We start from the raw sequence: 18660 nt of genomic DNA on the forward strand, positions 1-18660 counted from the left end.
GCGCCAGGCCGCCGCCGTGCCCCCCGTCGCGCATTTGACTCCACAGTCAACCGCGAGGAAGCCACGCCATGACCGTGCACTCCCAGGGAGCGCTGACCGACGCTCCACAGGACGCACCACAGAAGTCCGCCGGACGGCCCGAGAAGTCCGCGTCCCCGACCGGTCCCGGTCCCAAGTCTCCTCGCGGGGGCAGAAAGTCGCTCCCCTCGGGGTGGCTGCCCTACCTGCTGGTCGGGCCCGCGGTGCTCGCCCTCGCGACACTGCTGCTGTACCCGCTGATCAAGAACGTGATCCTGTCCTTCCAGGACATCAACAAGATCGAGTTCATCCAGCGGAAGTACCCCTTCGCGGGATTCTCCAACTACACCGAACTGATCGGTGACGCGGACTTCTGGACCGTCGTCGTCCGCAGCTTCGCCTTCACCGCCGCCAACGTCGCGCTCATCATGGTGCTCGGCAGCCTCATCGGCATCCTGCTGAACCGGCTCGGCAAGAAGATGCGCCTGGTCCTCTCGATGGCCCTGGTGATGGCCTGGGCCATGCCCATCGTGGCCTCCGTACAGGTCTTCAAGTGGCTGTTCGACGAGCAGTTCGGCGTCATGAACTGGGTGATGCGCACCGCCGGCTTCGCCGGCTACGAGCAGCACAACTGGATGCAGACAGGCCTGTCGACCCTGACGATCGTCACCGTCCTGGTGGTCTGGGGCTCCATCCCCTTCGTCGCCCTCAACATGTACGCCGGACTGACCACCGTCGGGGCCGAGCTGTACGAGGCCGCGCGGATGGACGGCGCCAACGGCTGGCAGACCTTCTGGAAGATCGTCTTCCCGAACCTCAAGCCGTTCTTCCTCATCACCACGTTCCTGGAGGTGATCTGGGTGTTCAAGGCCTTCACCCAGGTCTACGCCATGAACAAGGGCGGCCCCGACCGCGGCTCCGAGATCCTCCCGGTCTTCGCCTACGTCGAGGGCCAGAGCCAGGCCCACTACGGCCTCGCCGCCGCGATCTCCGTCCTGACGATCCTGATCCTCGTGGTCGTCATGTCCTTCTACTTCCGCCTGATCCTGAAGCAGGAGGAGGAGCAGTGAGCAGCCCCACCACCACCGCGCCGAAGCCCGCGCAGCAGCTCCGCAAGCGCCGGCCGGTCCGCCCCGCCGCCGTGGTCAAGAACCTCGGCGCGCTCCTCCTCGCCCTGGTCTTCGTCTTCCCCGTGTACTGGATGTTCTCCTCGGCCCTCAAGCCGTCGAGCCAGATGCTCACGAAGGACCCGGTCTTCGTCTTCACCCCGACGCTCGACAACTTCAGCAAGGCCACCGGGGTCTCCAACTTCTGGACGTACGTCACCAACAGCGTCCTGGTCACCGTCGGCGCCGTCGCGCTGGCCCTGCTCGTCGCCCTCGCCGCGAGCTTCGCCATCGCCCGCATGAGGTTCAAGGGCCGCAAGGGCCTCGTCCTCACCGTGATGATGGCCCAGATGGCCCCCTGGGAGGTCATGGTCATCGCGATGTACATGATCGCCCGCGACGGCGAGATGCTGAACAGCCTCCCGCTGCTCACCGCGATCTACTTCGTGATGATCCTCCCCTTCACCATCTGGACCCTGCGCGGCTTCATCGCCGCCGTCCCGGTGACCCTGGAGGAGGCCGCCCAGATCGACGGCTGCACCCGCGGCCAGGCCTTCCGCAAGGTGATCTTCCCGCTGCTGGCCCCCGGCCTGATGTCCACCTCGCTCTTCGGCTTCATCACGGCCTGGAACGAGTTCGCCATGGTCCTGATCCTGAACAAGGACAAGAGCGCGCAGACCCTGCCGCTGTGGCTGACCGAGTTCATGTCGGCCTTCGGCAACGACTGGGGCGCCACCATGGCCGCGTCCTCGCTCTTCGCGGTCCCGGTCCTGCTCATCTTCATCTTCCTCCAGCGCAAGGCCGTCGGCGGGATGACCGCCGGCGCCGTGAAGGGATAACGGCCGCCATGACTGTCCTTGCGCACCAGACCGACACGCTCACCCGGGACGCCCTCGCGGTCCTCCAGCCCGGCTTCGAGGGCACCACCGCCCCCGCCTGGCTGCTCCGCCGGGTCGGCGAAGGCCTCACCGCCGTCGGCCTGTTCGGCCGCAACATCACCTCGCCCGAACAGCTCGCCGCGCTGACCGCACAGCTGCGCGCCGAACGGGACGACGTCCTGGTCGCCATCGACGAGGAGGGCGGTGACGTCACCCGCCTGGAGGTCCGCGGCGGCTCCTCCTTCCCCGGCAACCTGGCCCTCGGCGCCGTCGACGACACCGGTCTCACCCGGGACGTCGCCCGCGAGCTGGGCCGCCGCCTCGCCGAGTGCGGGGTCAACCTCAACTGGGCCCCGTCCGCGGACGTCAACTCCAACCCGGACAACCCCGTCATCGGCGTACGGTCCTTCGGCGCCGACACCCACCTCGCCGCCCGGCACACCGCCGCCTACGTCGAGGGCCTCCAGGCCGCCGGCGTCGCCGCGTGCACCAAGCACTTCCCGGGCCACGGCGACACCAGCGTCGACTCGCACCACGCCCTGCCGCGCATCGACGTGGACCTGGACACCCTCCAGGCCCGCGAGCTGGTCCCCTTCAGGGCGGCCATCGCGGCCGGCACCAAGGCCGTGATGAGCGCGCACATCCTGGTGCCCGCCCTCGACCCGACCCGGCCGGCCACGCTCAGCCCGCAGATCCTGACCGGCCTGCTGCGCAAGGAGCTCGGCTACGAGGGCCTCATCGTCACCGACGGCATGGAGATGAACGCCATCGCCGGGACGTACGGGATCGAGCGCGGCTCGGTCCTCGCCATCGCGGCGGGCGCCGACGCCATCTGCGTCGGCGGCGGACTCGCCGACGAGGCCACGGTCCTGCGGCTGCGCGACGCGCTGGTCGCGGCCGTACGCGAGGGCACGCTCCCCGAGGAGCGCCTCGCCGACGCCGCCGCCCGCGTCCGCGAGCTCGCCGCGTGGACCCGCCGGGCCCGGCCGGACGCGCGGCCGGAGGGGAGCCGCGCGTCCGGCATCGGGCTGACGGCGGCCCGCCGCGCCCTCGCCGTCACCGGTGCGCCGCGGCCGCTGTCCGCCCCGTACGTGGCGACGCTGACCCCGGTCGCGAACATCGCGGTGGGCGACGAGACCCCGTGGGGCGTGGCCGAGGAGCTGGCCGCACTGGTCCCCGCGACCGCCTCGGGCCGCTACCCGCAGGGGAGCACGGCAAAGCACGTCCTGGCGGCGGCGGGGGACCGCACGGTGGTCGCGGTGGTCCGCGACGCTCACCGGCACGCGTGGATGGCGGAGGCCGTGGACGCGCTGGTCGCCGCACGGCCGGACACGGTGGTGGTCGAGATGGGCCTCCCCCGGGCGGAGCCCCGCGGAGCGCTCCACATCGCGACGCACGGCGCGTCCCGGGTCTGCGGGCGGGCCGCGGCGGAGGTCATCGCGGGGGTGTAGCGGCCGTCGGGCGGCGCCGCTGCCGGGACTCCGCGGGGGAAGTCCCGCGCAGCGGCCGCCCGTACACGCCAGGAAGGGCCGGACCCCCACAGCGGGGGTCCGGCCCTTCCTGGCGTGCCCGGTGCGGCTACAGGCCCTGCCAGGCGGGCTTGTTGGCGTACGTGTGCCGGAAGTAGTCCGCCAGCTTCAGCTTCGACGCGGCGGCCTCGTCCACGACGACGGTCGCGTGCCGGTGCAGCTGCAGCGCGGACGCCGGGACCAGCGCGGACAGCGGGCCCTCGACGGTCTGCGCGACCGCCTCGGCCTTGCCCTCGCCCGTGGCCAGGAGGATCAGGTGGCGGGCGTCGAGGATGGTGCCGATGCCCTGGGTGATGACGTGGTGCGGGACCTGGTCCAGGTCGTCGTCGAAGAAGCGCGCGTTGTCGAGGCGGGTCTGCTCCGTCAGCGTCTTGATGCGGGTGCGGGAGGCGAGCGAGGAGCACGGCTCGTTGAAGCCGATGTGGCCGTCCGTGCCGATGCCGAGCAGCTGGAGGTCGACGCCGCCGGCCTCGGCGAGGGCCCGGTCGTAGGCCTCGCACGCGCCGACTATGTCCTGTGCCGAGCCGTCGGGTCCCATGAAGGAGGACTCGGACAGGCCGAGCGGCTCGACGACCTCGCGGAGCACGACGGCCCGGTAGGACTCCGGGTGCCCGGCCGGCAGGCCGACGTACTCGTCGAGCTGGCAGATGCGGGCGCGCGAGACGTCGACCCGACCGGCCTTGACCTGGGCGGCGAGGGCTTCGTAGACGGGCAGCGGGGTAGAGCCGGTCGCCACACCGAGCAGGGCGTCGGGCTTGCGCCGCACCAGGGCGGCCATGGCCTCCGCGATGAGCTCGCCGCCTGCCTTGGCGTCCGGGACGATGACAACTTCCACGCGGGGCCTGCCGATCTGGAGTGGTGGTGTGGTATAGACCAATCTAGCAGAGGCCGGCGCCCGTGGCGGGGGTCTCGTCGGTATCCATCGTGATCCGGATCCCGGCCCCGGGCCCGTCGAGGGGACGCCTCCCCGGGCCGTCCCTAGTGCTGTGACCGGAAAGGTTTGCCGGGTTGCGACGCCCGGCACGGCGCCTCGCCGCGTTGTCGGACCGCGCAAGTACGTCCAGTACGAGCCGCGGCCCTCCGCCTTGCGATCCACCGCACCGGACGCCGCAACCCGGCAAACCTTTCCGGCCACAGCACTAGACCAGCGAGAGCTGGAGCCCGCCCGTCGCGTCCAGGTGCTGGCCCGTGACCCAGCGGGAGTCCGCCGAGGCCAGGAACGCCACCACGTCCGCGACCTCCTGCGCCGTGCCCACCCGGTGGAAGACCGAGCGGGCGGCCAGGTGGGCCCGGGTCCCCGGATCCGCGAGCAGGCCCGCGTTCAGGTCCGTCTCGATGATTCCGGGGCCCACCGAGTTCACGGTGATCCCGCGCGGGGCCAGCTCGGCGGCGAGGGAGCGGGTCATCGCGTTCGCCGCGCCCTTCGCCATGACCGTCGCGAGGATCGCCGGCAGGGCGATCTCCGGAGTGCCGGTCACGTTCACGATCCGGCCCCCGTCCCGCAGTCGCGCCAGCCCGTGCTTGATCACGAAGAAGGGCGCCTTGGCGTTGAGGGCGTGCGCCCGGTCGTACGTCTCCTCGTCCGTCCCCTCGATCCCCGCGAAGGTCGCCGCGCCCGCGTTGTTGACCAGGACGTCCACGCCCGCGGTGTGCGCGGGATGGGCCTCGTACGCCGCCCAGAGCGCCCGTGCGTCCCCGGGGACCCCGAGCACGGCCCCGATGGCGAAGGCGCGCCCGCCGGCGGCCTCGATGGCCGCCACCGTCTCCTTCGCCGCCGCCTCGTTGCGCCCGTAGTGCACCGCGACCAGCGCCCCGTCCCTGGCCAGCCGCTCGGCCACGGCCCGCCCGATGCCCCGGCTGCCGCCCGTGACCAGTGCCGTCTTCCCCTTGAGCACGCCCATGACGCGCCCCCCTCCGTAATCGATAGTGGTCGCTACAGAAAGGGACCGTACCAGATTCCCTAACGCTCGCTATAGAATGCGGGCATGGTGACCGGACAGCGCGGCAGACCCCGTTCCTTCGACCGCGACGCAGCCCTCGACAAGGCGATGACCGCCTTCTGGGAGCGCGGTTACGAGGCGACGTCCATCTCCGACCTGACCGCCCTGCTCGGCATCAGCGCGCCCAGCCTCTACGCGGCCTTCGGCGACAAGCGCAGCCTCTTCGACGAGGTCGTGACCGTGTACGGCGGCCGGTACGGGGACTTCGCGAGCGTGGCGCTGGCCGAGGAGCCCACCGCCCGGGCCGCCGTCGCGCGCATCCTGCGCGAGGCGGCCGAGGTGTACACCGACCCGGCCCACCCCCGCGGCTGCCTGGTGATCAGTGCCGCGATCAACACCACCTCGGACGAGGTGGCGGCGGCCCTGCGCGAGCGGCGCAACGCCAACCTGGAGATGTTCGAGCGTCGGATCCGGGCCGACATGGCCACGGGCGCGCTGCCCGCGGACACGGACGCGCGGGCGCTGGCCCGGTACGCCGGGGCGGTGCTCCAGGGGATGTCCCAGCAGGCGCGTGACGGTGCGGGCCGCAAGGAGCTGGAGGCGGTAGCGGCGCGGGCCCTGCTGGCCTGGCCGTCGGCGTAGTCGCCGATCGGGGCGTCCGATCCGGAAGCGGCGCGGAGAACGGGCCCGGGAATTCCTCTGGGCCACGGTGCAGGACGGGACCCTCAACCCGTCCGGCACCGTAGCCCGGAGTACTTACGGCCGACAGGTGTGCGGTTCCCGACGGCCGGTGGGAGGTGCCTGCGCGGTCAGGGCAGAGCGCGCGGCTTACCTCGATCCGTCCTCCTGTGCGGGGAGGGCGGAAGCTTGTCAATTGTGGACTAGACCATTCTGCTCTGTCCATCCAATGACGGGACGTGGAAACCCGTCGCTTCCTCCAACAGTACGCGGCCCGCGGCCTTCCTGGATACTCCTGAGTACCGTCGTGGGGAAAGTCATCACGCGTACCCGGGGTACGCTCGCAACGTGCCCTCCATGAACGACCTCGTACGCCAGCACACCGCTCTCAGTGAAACCGACCTGGAGTGGCTGCACCTGCTGGTCTCGGAGTGGCAACTGCTCTCCGACCTGTCCTTCGCCGACCTCGTGCTGTGGGTGCCCACCCTCGACGGCACGCGGTACGTCTCGGTCGCCCAGATGCGCCCGAACACCGGCCCCACCTCGTACCAGGACGACATGGTCGGCCACCTCGTCCCGCGCGGCCGCCGCCCGCTGCTGGACGCCGCGCTCGACGAGGGCCGGATCGTGCGCGAGGGCGACCCGGAGTGGCGCGAGGAGGTGCCGGTCCGCGTCGAGTCGATCCCCGTCCGCCGCGAGGGACGGGTACTGGGAGTGATCGCGCGCAACACCAACCTGCTCACCGTGCGTACACCGAGCCGACTGGAGCTGACCTACCTCCAGTCCGCCTCCGACCTGGCCCAGATGATCGCCGCGGGCTCCTTCCCGTTCCCCGGCCAGCAGGTCGACATGGACGCCTCCCCGCGCGTCGGGGACGGCCTGATCCGGCTCGACGCCGAGGGCGTGGTCACCTACGCCTCCCCGAACGCGCTCTCCGCCTACCACCGGCTCGGCCTCGCCTCCGATCTGGTCGGGCAGCACCTGGGCCACACGACCGCCGAACTCGCCCCCTCCCGCGGCCCGGTCGACGAGGCCCTGGTCAAACTCGCCAGCGGCTGGGCCCCCAGGGAGACCGAGATCGAGGGGAACGGCGGGGTCATCCAGCTGCGCGCGATCCCGCTCAAGCCGAAGGGGACGCGGATCGGTTCCCTGGTGCTCTGCCGCGACGTCACCGAACTGCGCCGTCGCGAACGTGAACTCATCACCAAGGACGCGACCATCCGGGAAATCCACCACCGGGTGAAGAACAACCTCCAGACGGTGGCGGCGCTCCTGCGGCTCCAGGCCCGCCGAATGGATTCTCCGCAGGGCCGCGAGGCGCTCAACGAGGCCGTGCGCCGCGTCGGTTCCATCGCGATCGTGCACGAGACGCTCTCTCAGAACCTTGACGAGCGGGTCGAGTTCGACGAGATCGCCGACCGCGTGATCGCGATGGTCTCCGAGATCTCGCCGGGCAAGGTGGACTGCCGGCGCACCGGCCGGTTCGGGATCCTGGACGCGGAGGTCGCGACCCCGCTGTCGATGGTGCTGACCGAGATCCTGCAGAACGCCCTGGAGCACGCCTTCACCCAGGGCGAGCGGGGGACCGTGGAGGTGGCCGCGACCCGCACCGGGACCGGCCGCACCGACGGGCGGCTGCTGATCACCGTGCTCGACGACGGCAGCGGTCTGCCCGAGGGATTCGATCCGCAGCGGGCCGGCAACCTCGGACTGCAGATCGTACGGACCCTCGTGGAGGGGGAGCTCGGCGGAACGTTCGACATGGTCCGGGCGCAGCCGCGCGGGACCAAGGTCGTCCTCGACCTGCCGTCGAGCCCGCAGAAGTAGTCGGAGCGGTAACGCTCCGTCACCTCGGGCGGTGGGTGGCGAAGGGCCGGAACATCACTCGCCGTGACCGGGAAAGCACTGAGCCCCGGACCGAATGGTGATCGGTCCGGGGCTCAAGAGCACGGTGCTGAGCGCTTGTTCGGGTACTACGCGCTGCGCGTCGAGGCTCGAAAGTCGTTGTCAGGCGCTGGCGTTGCGCGCCCGGTTGCGAGCGGCGCGGCGCTTCATCGCGCGGCGCTCGTCCTCGCTGAGACCGCCCCAGACGCCGGAGTCCTGACCGGACTCGAGCGCCCACTGCAGGCACTGCTCCATGACGGGGCAACGGCGGCAGACGGCCTTGGCTTCCTCGATCTGCAGCAGCGCAGGACCGGTGTTGCCGATGGGGAAGAAGAGTTCCGGGTCTTCCTCGCGGCAAACGGCGTTGTGACGCCAGTCCATGGCTGCTCCATCTCCTTGTATTGCGGGCACTTTGCTTGTGAATGTGAACGCTTTCACGAATCCCCCCGTGAGGGAAGGGCGACCGCCCGGTTTCACGCGGGTGATCAGTCAGAGATTCGTGGAGGGGTTCTGGCGATCTGTGTGGGTGCCGGGTTGTGCGGGCTGTCCCGATCGCCATGAAGAGATTCGCAAACCTCGGACGGGGATACAACCCCTTCCGGAAAGTTTTTTTTGATTCGTCGGTGTCTACTAGGTCACAGCCCTACATCGTGAGGGTGGACCGGCGTGTAAACGTTCGAGTGAAAGGCCTTCCGGCCCTTCCACTCACACAATCACACGCAGTGCACGGCGTACGCCTGTGAACCGAACGCTGGTCCGCAGTCCGAGGTGGTCCCCGTCCATCTGGAACGGAAGGGGAACCTTCGAATGCAAGGTGAAGTCGGTCAGATCGTGCAGAGACACCGCATGCTTGCCGTGCGGACCCCGCTCAGGAGTGGAGGTCAGGAGCTGTGTCGCGTAGCGCGCGACGGCCGGAGTTGACAAACGGTCGAGCGCCAATACGTCAAGTGCGGTATCGAACGACGCCTCCGGAGAGGCGTAAAGCGGACGATTCCCCAGATACGTCCAAGGTGACGTGTTGCACACTATCGACAGCACCAGGTCCGTCACCGGATCCGCGCCGGGGCGCTCCAGCGTCACCGTGCCGTGCCGCCGGTTCGGCTCCTCCCAGAACTGGCGCATCAGCTGTCGTACATACAGGGCGTGCGTCGAACGTTTGCCGCGCTCCCGCTGCTGCTCGACCCGCCCCACCACTCCCGCGTCGAAGCCGAAGCCCGCGCAGAAGGTGAACCAGCGCGCCGGGACCGACTCGTCCTCCGTGCCCGGGGTGCCGGCCGCGAGCCCCAGTCCGACCGTCCGCTCCCGCTGCTCGCGCAGCGCGTCGAGCAGGGCGCCGGTCGCCTCGACCGCGTCGTTGGGCAGCCCCAGGGCGCGCGCGAACACATTGGTGGAGCCGCCGGGCACCACGGCCAGCCGGGGCAGCCGGTCCGGATCGGGCCCGTCGTGCAGGAGCCCGTTGACCACCTCGTTGACCGTGCCGTCGCCGCCCAGCGCGACGACGAGGTCGAGCCCCTCGTGCGCGGCCTTGCGTCCCAGGTCCCGGGCGTGCCCGCGGTACTCGGTGGTCACCGCCTCCAGCTTCATCTCGCTGGCCAGGGCGTGGGTCAGGACGTCGCGCGTGCGCGCACTGGTGGTCGTCGCTGCTGGGTTGGCCACGAGAAGTGCACGCATGAGCGCCAGACTACCCACCCCTCCTCCTGCCGACCCTACTGCCCGTCCCCTCCGGGGTCCGGGGTCCGCCGCTACCCTGCTGGAGTGAGTAAGAAGCAGCCTGCGCAGGCCCCCGCCCCCACCGCCGCACCGCCCGCCGGGCTGCCCGGCCGGCTGACCGCCGCCGCCGCGCTCACCGCGCTGGAAGGTCTGGCACTGGCCGGCCTCGGCGTCTACATGCTCTTCGTCGGCATCGCCGGCGACCCCGACTCCCCGCAGCAGGCCGAGACGGGGGGGATCACCCTGCTCGCCCTCGCCGCGCTGCCGCTGATCGCGGCCCGCGGGCTGCGCCTGGGCCGCCGCTGGAGCCGCGGCCCGGCGCTGATCACCCAGCTGATGGCGCTGCCGGTGGCCTGGACCCTCTACAGCACCGGCGGCGCGATGATCGCCGCCGCGGTGGCCCTGGCCGTGGCCGCGGTGGCCGTCGTCGCCCTCCTGGTCAACCCGACGGCGACCGAGGCACTCGGTATCGGGCCCGGCGAGCAGGCCCGATAACCGGACGTCCGGCGCCTGCTCCTACTCCTCCACCAGCAGCTTCTCGCGGAGCTGGGCCAGGGTGCGGGCCAGCAGCCGGGAGACGTGCATCTGGGAGATGCCGACCTCCTGGGCGATCTGCGACTGCGTCATGTTGCCGAAGAAGCGAAGCAGCAGGATCCGCTTCTCCCGCGGAGGCAGCCCCTCCAGCAGCGGTTTGAGGGACTCGCGGTACTCGACGCCCTCCAGCGCCTCGTCCTCCGCACCCAGGGTGTCCGCGACCGCCGGCGACTCGTCGTCGGTGTCCGGGACGTCCAGCGAGAGCGTGCTGTAGGCATTGGCCGATTCCAGCCCCTCCAGCACCTCCTCCTCGGAGATCCCCAGCCGTTCGGCCAGTTCGTGCACCGTGGGGGAGCGGCCGTGCTGCTGGGAGAGCTCGGCCGTGGCCGTCGTCAGCGAGAGCCGCAGCTCCTGCAGCCGCCGGGGCACCCGAACCGCCCAGCCCTTGTCCCGGAAGTGGCGCTTGATCTCGCCGACCACCGTGGGCGTGGCGTACGTGGAGAACTCGACCCCGCGGTCGGGGTCGAACCGGTCCACCGATTTGATGAGGCCGATCGTGGCGACCTGGGTCAGGTCGTCCAGCGGCTCACCGCGGTTGCGGAAGCGCCTGGCCAGGTGCTCGACCAGCGGCAGGTGCATCCGTACGAGCCGGTTGCGCAGCTCCGCCTTCTCCGCCGATCCGTCGGGCAGCGCCCGCAGCTCGATGAAGAGGGCCCGCGCGCCGCTGCGGTCGCGCGGATCCGGCAGCGCCTGGGTCACCGGCAACACCGGCAACGCCGGCAGTACCGGCACCGCCGGCGCCACGGGGGCCGCGGCCTCCGGTGGCTGTGGTTGGTCGTGCTGGTTCTCGCTCATAGGGCCCGCCCGTCGCTCCGCCGAGTCCAAAAAGCCGTCTTCCGCATCCGCGTCAGCCGGGTGCGGCCGGGCGTGCTGCTGCTCCGGGATGCCGCCGTCGACCTCGTGCCGTACCCGGGGCCGATCCCCGCCCCGCACCGGGATCTCCCCGCCGCTCACGCCGGGCCTGGCCCCGCGCCGCGCTGTTTGTAGAGGCTGATGCTCACCGTCCGGTTCTCCTCGACCGTGGCCTCGACCTTGCCGGCCAGTGCCGACAGGACCGTCCACGCGAAAGTGTCACGCTCCGGTGCGCGTCCGTCGGTGGTGGGCGCCGAGACGGTCACCTCCAGCGAATCGTCGATCAACCGGAACACGCAACTGAGGACGGAGCCGGGCACGGCCTGCTGGAGCAGGATCGCGCAGGCCTCGTCCACCGCGATGCGGAGGTCCTCGATCTCGTCGAGGGTGAAGTCCAAACGTGCTGCGAGACCGGCCGTGGCCGTGCGCAACACCGACAGGTAGGCACCCGCAGCGGGCAGCCGGACTTCCACGAAGTCCTGAGTCCCGGGCTCGCCTGCGATCTGGGACACCCTCACCTCCAAGGTGGTACGAGCTCTGTTCGCCGGTGACGCTATCGCGATCCGGGTGATCGTGTCGCGGCACCCCTGTGGCACCCGCTCGGACACCCGCCTGCGGCCAGTGACTGATGGTAAGCCCATGGGTACGCACAGTGGCTAGGGGTCTGCGGGGCTCAAATCGGGGGAACCGGCGGAGGGTTGACCTACCCCGCCTCAGACGATCGAACCGTCGACAAAACACCATCGCCAGGTCTCGCCCGGTTCGAAGCTCCGCATCACCGGATGACCGCTCTCCTGGTGGTGTGCGGTGGCGTGCCGGTAGGGGGAGGAGTCGCAGCAGGCCACGTACCCGCACCCCAGACACATCCGCAGCTGCACCGGATGGCTGCCGAGGGCCAGACATTCGGGACAGGTCTGCGCAGACGGGACCGGCTCGGGGGGCGGCAGTTCGGCAACATGGGTGCACTCGCTCATGATGACCAGCGTAGGGCCGCGGTGCGGACACGCGACGGATGAGGGTGGATCTTCGATGGAGGTATTGCCGCTGGTGGGGCTCGTCGCGGGAAGCGCGGCCGTCGCCGGGTTGGCCCGGCGCACGCCGGTGCCCGCGCCGCTGCTGCTCGTGGCCGTGGGCCTGCTGGCCGGATACCTGCCGGGCGTGCCCACGTACACGCTCGACCCGCACATCGTGCTGCCGCTGCTGCTGCCGCCCCTGCTCTACACGGCCGCCGTGGACAGCTCGTACCTGGACCTGCGGGCCAACATCCGGCCGATCGCGCTGCTGTCGGTGGGCTACGTGCTCTTCGCGACGCTCGTCGTCGGGTACGCGGCGTACCTCCTGGTGCCGGGACTGTCCGTGCCGGTGGCCCTGGTGCTGGGCGCGGTGATCGCGCCGCCCGACGCGGTCGCCGCCACCGCGATCGCCCGCAAGCTCGGCCTGCCGAACCGGATGACGACCATCCTGCAGGGCGAGTCCCTGGTGAACGACGCCACCGCGATCACCGCCTACAAGGTGGCGCTGGCCGCCGCGGTCGGGGTGAGCGCCGGCTGGGCGGGCGGGATCGCGGAGTTCCTGCTGGCCTCGGTGGGCGGCGTGGGCGTCGGCCTGGTGCTGATGGTGCCGATCCACCACCTGCGCAAGCGGCTCAAGGAGCCGCTGCTCCAGAACACGCTCTCGCTGCTGATCCCCTTCGTGGCGTACGCGGCGGCCGAGCGCGTGCACGCCTCCGGAGTGCTGGCGGTGGTCGTGGTCGCGCTGTACCTCGGCCACCGGAACTGGCAGGTCGACTTCGCCACCCGGCTCCAGGAGGAGGCGGTGTGGAAGGTGGTCGCCTTCGTCCTGGAGTCGGTGGTCTTCGCGCTGATCGGGCTCCAGCTGCCGGTGGTCCTGAAGGGGCTGGACGAGTACGAGGGCCTGCACGCGGCCTGGTACGCGATCGCCGTGTTCGTCGTGGTGGTGGTGACCCGGTTCCTGTGGGTGTTCCCGGCGACCTTCGTGCCGCGCTGGGTCTCGCGGCGGATCCGGTCCAGGGAGACGGACACCGACTGGAAGGCCCCGGTGATCGTGGGCTGGGCCGGGATGCGCGGAGTGGTCTCGCTGGCCATCGCCTTCTCGGTGCCGACCTGGGTGCCGCACCGGAACCTGATCCTCTTCCTGACCTTCACGACGGTCATCGGGACGCTGGTGGTGCAGGGTCTGACGCTGCCGCCGCTGATCAGGGCGCTGAAGCTGCCGCCGAAGGACGTGCGGGCCGAGACGCTCGCGGAGGCGCAGGCGCAGAGCGAGGCCTCCCGGGCGGCGGACGAGCGGCTGGCGGAGCTGCTGGAGGAGCCGGAGAACAGCACCCTGCCGCCGCCGCTGGCGGAGCGGCTGCGGACGGTGCTGGAGCGGCGGCGCAACGCCGTGTGGGAACGGCTGGGCGAGGTCAACCCCGTGACGGGGGAGTCCGCGGACGACATCTACCGGCGGCTCGCGCGGGAGATGATCGAGGCGGAGCGGGAGGTCTTCGTCAGCCTGCGGGACCGGCGGCGGATCGACGACGAGATGCTGCGGGTCCTGCTGCGCCGGCTCGACCTGGAGGAGGCGGCGGCGTTCCGCGAGGCGACGTGAGGGGCCCCGCGGGGTCGCCCGGCACCGGACGACGCGGGCTTGACCGGCAAGATCCGAAAGAGACGACCCAGGGGCGGCCGGTGATCACCGCGGCCAGGGTGGTGCCGCGCGGGAAGGCGCCGGCGGCCGTGAGGTCGGCCAGCGCCCAGAGCAGCTTGGCCACGTAGATCCGCTCCACCGCGAGGCCGTGACGGGACTCGAAGTCGGCGGCGAAGGCCTCCAGGGCCGCCGGGACCCGGGCGTAACCGCCGTGGTGGAACTCCTCGGCCAGGGACCAGTCGCCGGCCGGGCCACCGAAGGCGGCGCGCTGGAGGGAACGTATCTCCGCGTCCAGGAAACCGCCGGCCAGGACCGGCACGCCGAGCGCCCGCTGCCCCGGGGCCAGGCCGGCCGCCAGGCCCGCCAGGGTCCCGCCGGTGCCGCAGGCCACCGCCACCACGTCGGCCGCGCCCCGCAGCTCGCGACCGAGCCCGGCGCAGCCGTGCAGGGCGAGGGCGTTGCTGCCGCCCTCGGGGACCACGTACGCACCGCCCGCGCCCGCCCCGTCCACCAGGCGCGCCAGTGCCCGCGGCTCCGCCTTGCCGCGGTACTCCGCACGGGAGACGAAGTGCAGCCGCATGCCGTCGGCCGCGCAGCGGGCGAGTGAGTCGTTCAGCGGCCGCCCGGCGAGCTCGTCGCCGCGCACGATGCCGACGGTCCGCAGGCCCAGCAGCCGCCCGGCGGCCGCGGTGGCCCGCAGGTGGTTCGAGTACGCCCCGCCGAAGGTGACCAGCGTGTCGTGCCCCGCCTCCACCGCGGCCCGCAGGTTCGGCGCGAGCTTGCGCCACTTGTTGCCCGGCAGCTCCGGATGCACGAGGTCGTCCCGCTTCAGCACCAGCCGTACGCCGTGCGCCCCGAACCGCTCGTCCGCCGCCTCGACGAGCGGGGACGGCGGGCGCGGCTGCAGGAGCGCATCACGGTCAGCGGACTCGTTCACCCGTCCATTGTGAGCCGCTCCGGCCCGTGCCGTCGCACGTCAGCGCCCCGCCCGCACGATTCGGGCCGCGTGCGCGGGGCCGAAGCCGGCGCGCTGGACTGCCTTGCCCGCCGTCGCCCAGCGGGCCGGGGTCTACGCGTCGCGGGTGACGCGCGCGTGATCGGTGATCACCCGCCGGAACAGGTCGTGCCCTGTCCGCCCGGCGTGTCGGAGCGCCCAGTCCTGGGCCTCTGTCTGTTCGTCACACGCGCCGGACTCGGCGCTGCAGCCGTCGACGACGCAGAACGCCTCGTACGTCACCCCTCCCTCCTGGGCGTGCCGGATGGTGTGGTGGACGTAGCGCAGGACGGCGCGGGTCATCGGCTCCCCTTCGTGTGCGGGTGCCGGCGGATTTCGACGTTGCAGTCCACGACGCCCGAACGATCTCGCAACCGGTAGTACCCGGTGCGCTGCACGACCAGAGCCGCGCAGACGTCGCACGTCGGGTCCGTCGGATCGGGATCGGGCACCGGAAACGGATCACGCTGTTCGACCTGCTGCCACAAACCCCGCGCCATCCCGGACCCCTTCGTTTCTCGCTGCCACCGGGATCGTCGCTGGGGTGGTCAGGACGGGGGAACCTCGTGCGTTTCCCACTTCGGGACGTCCCACGGCCTGTCGAACGTCCCTCTGCGGAACGAGCGGTTAAGGGTCTCGATGGCGTCCGGCGGCTGGACTCATACCTCGCTGGCGAGCGCCACCGGTGTCGACCCGAAGAGCGTCGAACGCTGGGTCAACCTCGGGCGCACGCCACGACGGTCGACAGCACTGTTGGCTGCCGAGACGCTCGGCGAGGACGTTCACGCTCTCTGGCCGGCGCTGAGACAGGCCCGTGCCGCGCGGGCCGTCAGCCCCGAACTGGTGGCGCTGTACGACCAGCGTGCGGACCTTCCGGTCTCCCTGTTCGTGGATCTCCTGATGGGAGCCCACGAGCGGATCGACGTGCTGGTCTACGCAGCGGTGTTCCTGCACGAGGCGTATCCCCGACTGAACGAAGTCCTTCGGGAACGTGCGGCCGACGGCTGTACGGTCCGGATCGCCATCGGTGACCCGGAACAGTGAGAACGTCCGGCAGCGGGGGCAGGAGGAGCGATTCGGACACGGCATCGAATCCCGCTGCCGTCTCGCCCTCATGCACTACCGACCGTTGGCCGACGTTCCCGGCATCGCACTTCGCACGCACGGTACGACCCTCTACAACAGCCTCTACAGGGCGGATGGTGAAGTCCTGGTCAATGCCCACGTCTGGGGTGTGAACGCGTACGGTGCGCCCGTGTGGCACCTTCGTCGCCACGAAGCCGGAGGCATGTTCGACACCTACGCCGAGAGCTTCGACGCGGTGTGGGAGACGGCCCGTCCCGTGAAGGAGTGACCGTATGGCCCGGATCGAGTACTACGACGATCCCCACGCGCCTGAGCCGAACAGCATGGTTGTGGCGGCCTCTGCCGTCGTCACGGACGACCAGGGGCGCATCCTGCTGCAACGTCGCCGTGACAACGACCTGTGGGCCCTGCCTGGCGGCGGAATGGACCTCACGGACTCCCTCCCCGGCACAGCCGTCCGGGAGGTCAAGGAGGAGACGGGGCTCGACGTGGAGATCACGGGTTTGGTCGGCACCTACACGGACCCGAAGCACATCATCGAGTACGGCGATGGCGAGGTCCGCCGCCAGTTCAACGTCTGCTTCACGGCCCGCATCACCGGGGGCGCGCTGGCGATCTCGGACGAGAGTACGAAACTCCGCTTCGTGGAGCCGGCCGAGCTGGGGGCTCTGCCCATGCATCACACCCAACGGCTGAGAATCCACCACTTCTTGGAGCGCCGGGTGGCCCCCTACCTCGGCTGAGCGCAGCTGTGGAAATCTCGCGCGCAGCAGGTGGCGGGGATCCGCCGTCGTCCCCGGCGCGGTGCCGGGGACGACGGGCCGGCTACTTCAGGCGCTCGCCGATGCGGACGCGCAGCGAGTCCATCGTGAAGCCCCGGGGGTCGACCTTGCCCGGCTGCCATTCGAGGTGGCCGATCACCGAGCGGGCGGTCCAGGCGTGCACCCGGCACAGGGCCGCCGCCGCGCGGGTGATGGCGTCGAGCTGGACCGCCGGCCAGGGGTCCTCGCCGTCGCCGAGGTTCTCGCACTCGAAGCCGTAGAAGTGGCGGTTGCCGTCGGTGTCGGCCCGGTGGTCCGGGGGGAGTCGCTTCTCCGCGATCACCGCGGCCAGGACGTCGGAGTCGCCGAGGCCGGCGTGGTTGGCGCGGCCGTAGCCGACGAGGTGGACCCGGCCGTCCTTGGCGATCACGCCGTGGCAGAGCGGGCCCGGCAGGGCGCTGTGGCCCTCCCGGCAGAGCTGGACGGTGTACGGGGTGCCGCGGGTGACGGTGTGGTGGATCATCACCCCGTGCACCGGGCCCCACGGCCCCTTGTGGTTGCGGTTGTGGGTGCGCCAGGCGCCGACCTCGACGACGGTCAGACCTTCGCGCCGGAGTGCGTCGATGAACCGGTCCGCGGACATGGGTGCGGCCATGGCCGCCTCCTTCGTTGCGGTGCGGGACGGACACCCTGCGTGTTCGTCCCATCACGCTACGGTTTAGTGGAGGCGACCCTTCCGCGGCTAGTGTTTTCGTACGGCGAGCGAGCCGATCCGGCCATCGCTCACGCGGAAGCGAGCCACAGGTCCGGGCCGAACACCTCGTAGTGGATGTCGCGGGCCGGCACGCCCTTGGCGATCAGCTGCTCGCGCACGGCCCGCATGAAGGGCAGCGGCCCGCACAGGTAGGCGTGGGTGCCGGGGGCGACGGCGACGGCCGAGAGGTCCATGCGGCCCTCGCCGTCGCCGGGCTCCGCCGCCTCCTCGTACCAGAACCGGGCGGAGGCCTCGGCCAACTTGTGCGTCAGGGCCCGGTGGTCGGCGCGCAGCGGGTGGTCGGCGGGGGAGCGGTCGGCGTGCAGCACCGTCACCGGGGCGCCGTGCCCGGTGTCGGCCAGGTGCTCCAGCATCGAGAGCATCGGGGTGCAGCCGATCCCGGCCGAGGCGAGCAGGACCGGTGCGGTGGAGTCCCGCAGGACCAGGTCGCCGTACGGGGCCGAGACGCGCAGGGTGTCACCGGTGCGGACGCGGGCGTGCAGGTGGTGGGAGACCTCGCCGTCGGGCCCCGCGGCGGCCCGGCCGCGGACCCGCTTGACGGTGATCGCGCGGATCGGGGAGCCGGGCGGGGAGGACAGGCTGTACTGGCGGATCTGGCGGGCGCCGTCCGGGAGTTCGACCTGGACCGAGACGTACTGGCCCGGCTTGAACGCGGGCGCGGGGCCGCCGTCCGCGGGGGCCAGCCGGAAGGTGGCGCAGTCGGCCGTCTCCTCCGTCCGGTCGGTGACGGTCCACGCGCGCCACACGTCCCCGGCGACGACCTGCCGCTCGGCGTACAGCCGCTCCTCCAGGGCGACGAGGGCGCCCGCCATCAGCCAGTAGACCTCGTCCCAGGCCGCGGCGACCTCGGGGGTGACGGCCTCGCCGAGGACCTCCGCGATCGCCGCGAAGAGGTGCTCGTGGACGACCGCGTACTGCTCCCGGGTGACGCCGAGACTGGCGTGCTTGTGGGCGATGCGGCCGAGCATCACGTCGGGGCGGGTGTCCGGGTGCTCCACGAGGTGGACCGCGAAGGCGGCGATGGTTCCGGCGAGGGCCTGCTTCTGGACGCCGGAGTTCTGGTTGCCCCGGTTGAAGAGGTCCCGGAGCAGCGCGGGGTGCGCTGCGAAGAGCTTCGCGTAGAAGAGCTCGGTGATCTCGCCGATCGCCGCTCCCACGGCGGGCAGGGTGGCTCGTACGGTCGCGGTCGACCTCTCCGAAAGCATC

At 71.2% G+C, this 18660-nt stretch carries 19 protein-coding genes and 1 pseudogene; 9 read left to right on the forward strand and 11 right to left on the reverse strand.

The features are described 5' to 3' along the window. Positions 1–68 precede the first annotated feature (68 nt). The 3 genes from ACFYP3_RS08550 to ACFYP3_RS08560 are packed head-to-tail and all read left to right on the forward strand — an operon-like array spanning position 69 to position 3453. Positions 69–1088, forward strand: coding sequence for a carbohydrate ABC transporter permease (locus ACFYP3_RS08550; protein ID WP_388828807.1), 1020 nt, complete (start codon positions 69–71; stop codon positions 1086–1088). Continuing rightward, positions 1085–1963, forward strand: a complete 879-nt coding sequence (locus ACFYP3_RS08555) for a carbohydrate ABC transporter permease (RefSeq protein ID WP_388828810.1) — start codon at positions 1085–1087, stop codon at positions 1961–1963. The genes ACFYP3_RS08550 and ACFYP3_RS08555 overlap by 4 nt, the downstream gene beginning before the upstream one ends. Positions 1964–1971: 8 nt before the next feature. Next, on the forward strand, positions 1972–3453 hold the full coding sequence (locus tag ACFYP3_RS08560) for a glycoside hydrolase family 3 protein (protein WP_388828813.1): 1482 nt from the start codon (positions 1972–1974) through the stop codon (positions 3451–3453). 127 nt (positions 3454–3580) lie between these two features. Here the strand turns inward: ACFYP3_RS08560 and nagB are convergent, their stop codons facing one another. After that, entirely contained in the window at positions 3581–4366 is a 786-nt protein-coding gene (nagB, locus tag ACFYP3_RS08565) for a glucosamine-6-phosphate deaminase (protein ID WP_388828816.1), read from the reverse strand. A gap of 304 nt (positions 4367–4670) precedes the next feature. After that, on the reverse strand, positions 4671–5432 hold the full coding sequence (locus ACFYP3_RS08570; RefSeq protein WP_388828819.1) for an SDR family oxidoreductase: 762 nt from the start codon (positions 5430–5432) through the stop codon (positions 4671–4673). A gap of 84 nt (positions 5433–5516) precedes the next feature. Here ACFYP3_RS08570 and ACFYP3_RS08575 point away from each other — a divergent pair, with 84 nt between their 5' ends. Together ACFYP3_RS08575 and ACFYP3_RS08580 are read left to right on the forward strand one after the other, a co-directional pair. Next, on the forward strand, positions 5517–6113 hold the full coding sequence (locus tag ACFYP3_RS08575) for a TetR/AcrR family transcriptional regulator (RefSeq protein WP_388828822.1): 597 nt from the start codon (positions 5517–5519) through the stop codon (positions 6111–6113). 393 nt (positions 6114–6506) lie between these two features. After that, positions 6507–7976, forward strand: coding sequence for a sensor histidine kinase (locus ACFYP3_RS08580; RefSeq protein ID WP_388829016.1), 1470 nt, complete (start codon positions 6507–6509; stop codon positions 7974–7976). Between the two features lie 180 nt (positions 7977–8156). On the opposite strand, the gene ACFYP3_RS08585 is transcribed toward ACFYP3_RS08580, so the two are convergent. Continuing rightward, the gene (locus ACFYP3_RS08585; protein ID WP_003953983.1) at positions 8157–8414 is read right to left on the reverse strand and encodes a WhiB family transcriptional regulator; all 258 of its coding nucleotides are present in this window, start codon (positions 8412–8414) and stop codon (positions 8157–8159) included. Between the two features lie 324 nt (positions 8415–8738). Continuing rightward, a complete protein-coding gene (locus ACFYP3_RS08590; protein ID WP_362797191.1) occupies positions 8739–9704 on the reverse strand; it encodes a diacylglycerol kinase family protein in 966 nt (321 codons plus the stop codon). Between the two features lie 84 nt (positions 9705–9788). Between ACFYP3_RS08590 and ACFYP3_RS08595 the strand changes: the two genes are divergently transcribed. Next, complete coding sequence (locus tag ACFYP3_RS08595) at positions 9789–10238, forward strand: hypothetical protein (protein WP_388828825.1); 450 nt, start codon at positions 9789–9791, stop codon at positions 10236–10238. A gap of 21 nt (positions 10239–10259) precedes the next feature. On the opposite strand, the gene ACFYP3_RS08600 is transcribed toward ACFYP3_RS08595, so the two are convergent. The 3 genes from ACFYP3_RS08600 to ACFYP3_RS08610 all read right to left on the reverse strand — a co-directional run bounded on the left by ACFYP3_RS08600 (position 10260) and on the right by ACFYP3_RS08610 (position 12163). After that, the gene (locus ACFYP3_RS08600; protein WP_388829019.1) at positions 10260–11276 is read right to left on the reverse strand and encodes an RNA polymerase sigma factor SigF; all 1017 of its coding nucleotides are present in this window, start codon (positions 11274–11276) and stop codon (positions 10260–10262) included. Positions 11277–11287: 11 nt separating this feature from the next. After that, complete coding sequence (locus tag ACFYP3_RS08605; RefSeq protein ID WP_030012703.1) at positions 11288–11701, reverse strand: anti-sigma regulatory factor; 414 nt, start codon at positions 11699–11701, stop codon at positions 11288–11290. Between the two features lie 201 nt (positions 11702–11902). Continuing rightward, a complete protein-coding gene (locus ACFYP3_RS08610; RefSeq protein ID WP_388828828.1) occupies positions 11903–12163 on the reverse strand; it encodes a UBP-type zinc finger domain-containing protein in 261 nt (86 codons plus the stop codon). Positions 12164–12218: 55 nt separating this feature from the next. Between ACFYP3_RS08610 and ACFYP3_RS08615 the strand changes: the two genes are divergently transcribed. Then, the gene (locus tag ACFYP3_RS08615) at positions 12219–13799 is read left to right on the forward strand and encodes a Na+/H+ antiporter (RefSeq protein WP_388828831.1); all 1581 of its coding nucleotides are present in this window, start codon (positions 12219–12221) and stop codon (positions 13797–13799) included. Here ACFYP3_RS08615 and ACFYP3_RS08620 read toward each other — a convergent pair. Together ACFYP3_RS08620 and ACFYP3_RS08625 are read right to left on the reverse strand one after the other, a co-directional pair. Beyond that, positions 13699–14775 carry a 1-aminocyclopropane-1-carboxylate deaminase/D-cysteine desulfhydrase gene (locus ACFYP3_RS08620; protein WP_388828834.1) on the reverse strand — a complete coding sequence of 359 codons (1077 nt, stop codon included), beginning with the start codon at positions 14773–14775 and terminating at the stop codon, positions 13699–13701. The genes ACFYP3_RS08615 and ACFYP3_RS08620 overlap by 101 nt on opposite strands. Before the next feature lie 132 nt (positions 14776–14907). Beyond that, positions 14908–15135, reverse strand: coding sequence for a hypothetical protein (locus tag ACFYP3_RS08625; RefSeq protein ID WP_388828837.1), 228 nt, complete (start codon positions 15133–15135; stop codon positions 14908–14910). A 336-nt stretch (positions 15136–15471) separates the two neighbouring features. On the opposite strand from ACFYP3_RS08625, the pseudogene ACFYP3_RS08630 reads away from it, so the two are divergent. Beyond that, a pseudogene (locus ACFYP3_RS08630) lies at positions 15472–16186 on the forward strand (XRE family transcriptional regulator). Positions 16187–16190: 4 nt separating this feature from the next. Next, the gene (locus ACFYP3_RS08635) at positions 16191–16661 is read left to right on the forward strand and encodes an NUDIX domain-containing protein (RefSeq protein ID WP_388828840.1); all 471 of its coding nucleotides are present in this window, start codon (positions 16191–16193) and stop codon (positions 16659–16661) included. An 82-nt stretch (positions 16662–16743) separates the two neighbouring features. On the opposite strand, the gene ACFYP3_RS08640 is transcribed toward ACFYP3_RS08635, so the two are convergent. Together ACFYP3_RS08640 and ACFYP3_RS08645 are read right to left on the reverse strand one after the other, a co-directional pair. Next, on the reverse strand, positions 16744–17334 hold the full coding sequence (locus tag ACFYP3_RS08640) for an N-acetylmuramoyl-L-alanine amidase (RefSeq protein WP_388828843.1): 591 nt from the start codon (positions 17332–17334) through the stop codon (positions 16744–16746). 128 nt (positions 17335–17462) lie between these two features. Further along, complete coding sequence (locus ACFYP3_RS08645; protein WP_388828845.1) at positions 17463–18659, reverse strand: globin domain-containing protein; 1197 nt, start codon at positions 18657–18659, stop codon at positions 17463–17465. Position 18660 lies beyond the last annotated feature (1 nt).

Source organism: Streptomyces sp. NPDC005533, from assembly GCF_042871845.1.
Classification (GTDB): domain Bacteria; phylum Actinomycetota; class Actinomycetes; order Streptomycetales; family Streptomycetaceae; genus Streptomyces.

Coding starts and splice junctions, on each gene's coding strand:
- ACFYP3_RS08550 (WP_388828807.1), top strand. CDS start 69: ATGACCGTGCACTCCCAGGGAGCGCTGACCGACGCTCCACAGGACGCA.
- ACFYP3_RS08560 (WP_388828813.1), top strand. CDS start 1,972: ATGACTGTCCTTGCGCACCAGACCGACACGCTCACCCGGGACGCCCTC.
- ACFYP3_RS08570 (WP_388828819.1), bottom strand. CDS start 5,432: ATGGGCGTGCTCAAGGGGAAGACGGCACTGGTCACGGGCGGCAGCCGG.
- ACFYP3_RS08575 (WP_388828822.1), top strand. CDS start 5,517: ATGGTGACCGGACAGCGCGGCAGACCCCGTTCCTTCGACCGCGACGCA.
- ACFYP3_RS08580 (WP_388829016.1), top strand. CDS start 6,507: ATGAACGACCTCGTACGCCAGCACACCGCTCTCAGTGAAACCGACCTG.
- ACFYP3_RS08585 (WP_003953983.1), bottom strand. CDS start 8,414: ATGGACTGGCGTCACAACGCCGTTTGCCGCGAGGAAGACCCGGAACTC.
- ACFYP3_RS08590 (WP_362797191.1), bottom strand. CDS start 9,704: ATGCGTGCACTTCTCGTGGCCAACCCAGCAGCGACGACCACCAGTGCG.
- ACFYP3_RS08610 (WP_388828828.1), bottom strand. CDS start 12,163: ATGAGCGAGTGCACCCATGTTGCCGAACTGCCGCCCCCCGAGCCGGTC.
- ACFYP3_RS08615 (WP_388828831.1), top strand. CDS start 12,219: ATGGAGGTATTGCCGCTGGTGGGGCTCGTCGCGGGAAGCGCGGCCGTC.
- ACFYP3_RS08625 (WP_388828837.1), bottom strand. CDS start 15,135: ATGACCCGCGCCGTCCTGCGCTACGTCCACCACACCATCCGGCACGCC.
- ACFYP3_RS08635 (WP_388828840.1), top strand. CDS start 16,191: ATGGCCCGGATCGAGTACTACGACGATCCCCACGCGCCTGAGCCGAAC.
- ACFYP3_RS08640 (WP_388828843.1), bottom strand. CDS start 17,334: ATGGCCGCACCCATGTCCGCGGACCGGTTCATCGACGCACTCCGGCGC.
- ACFYP3_RS08645 (WP_388828845.1), bottom strand. CDS start 18,659: ATGCTTTCGGAGAGGTCGACCGCGACCGTACGAGCCACCCTGCCCGCC.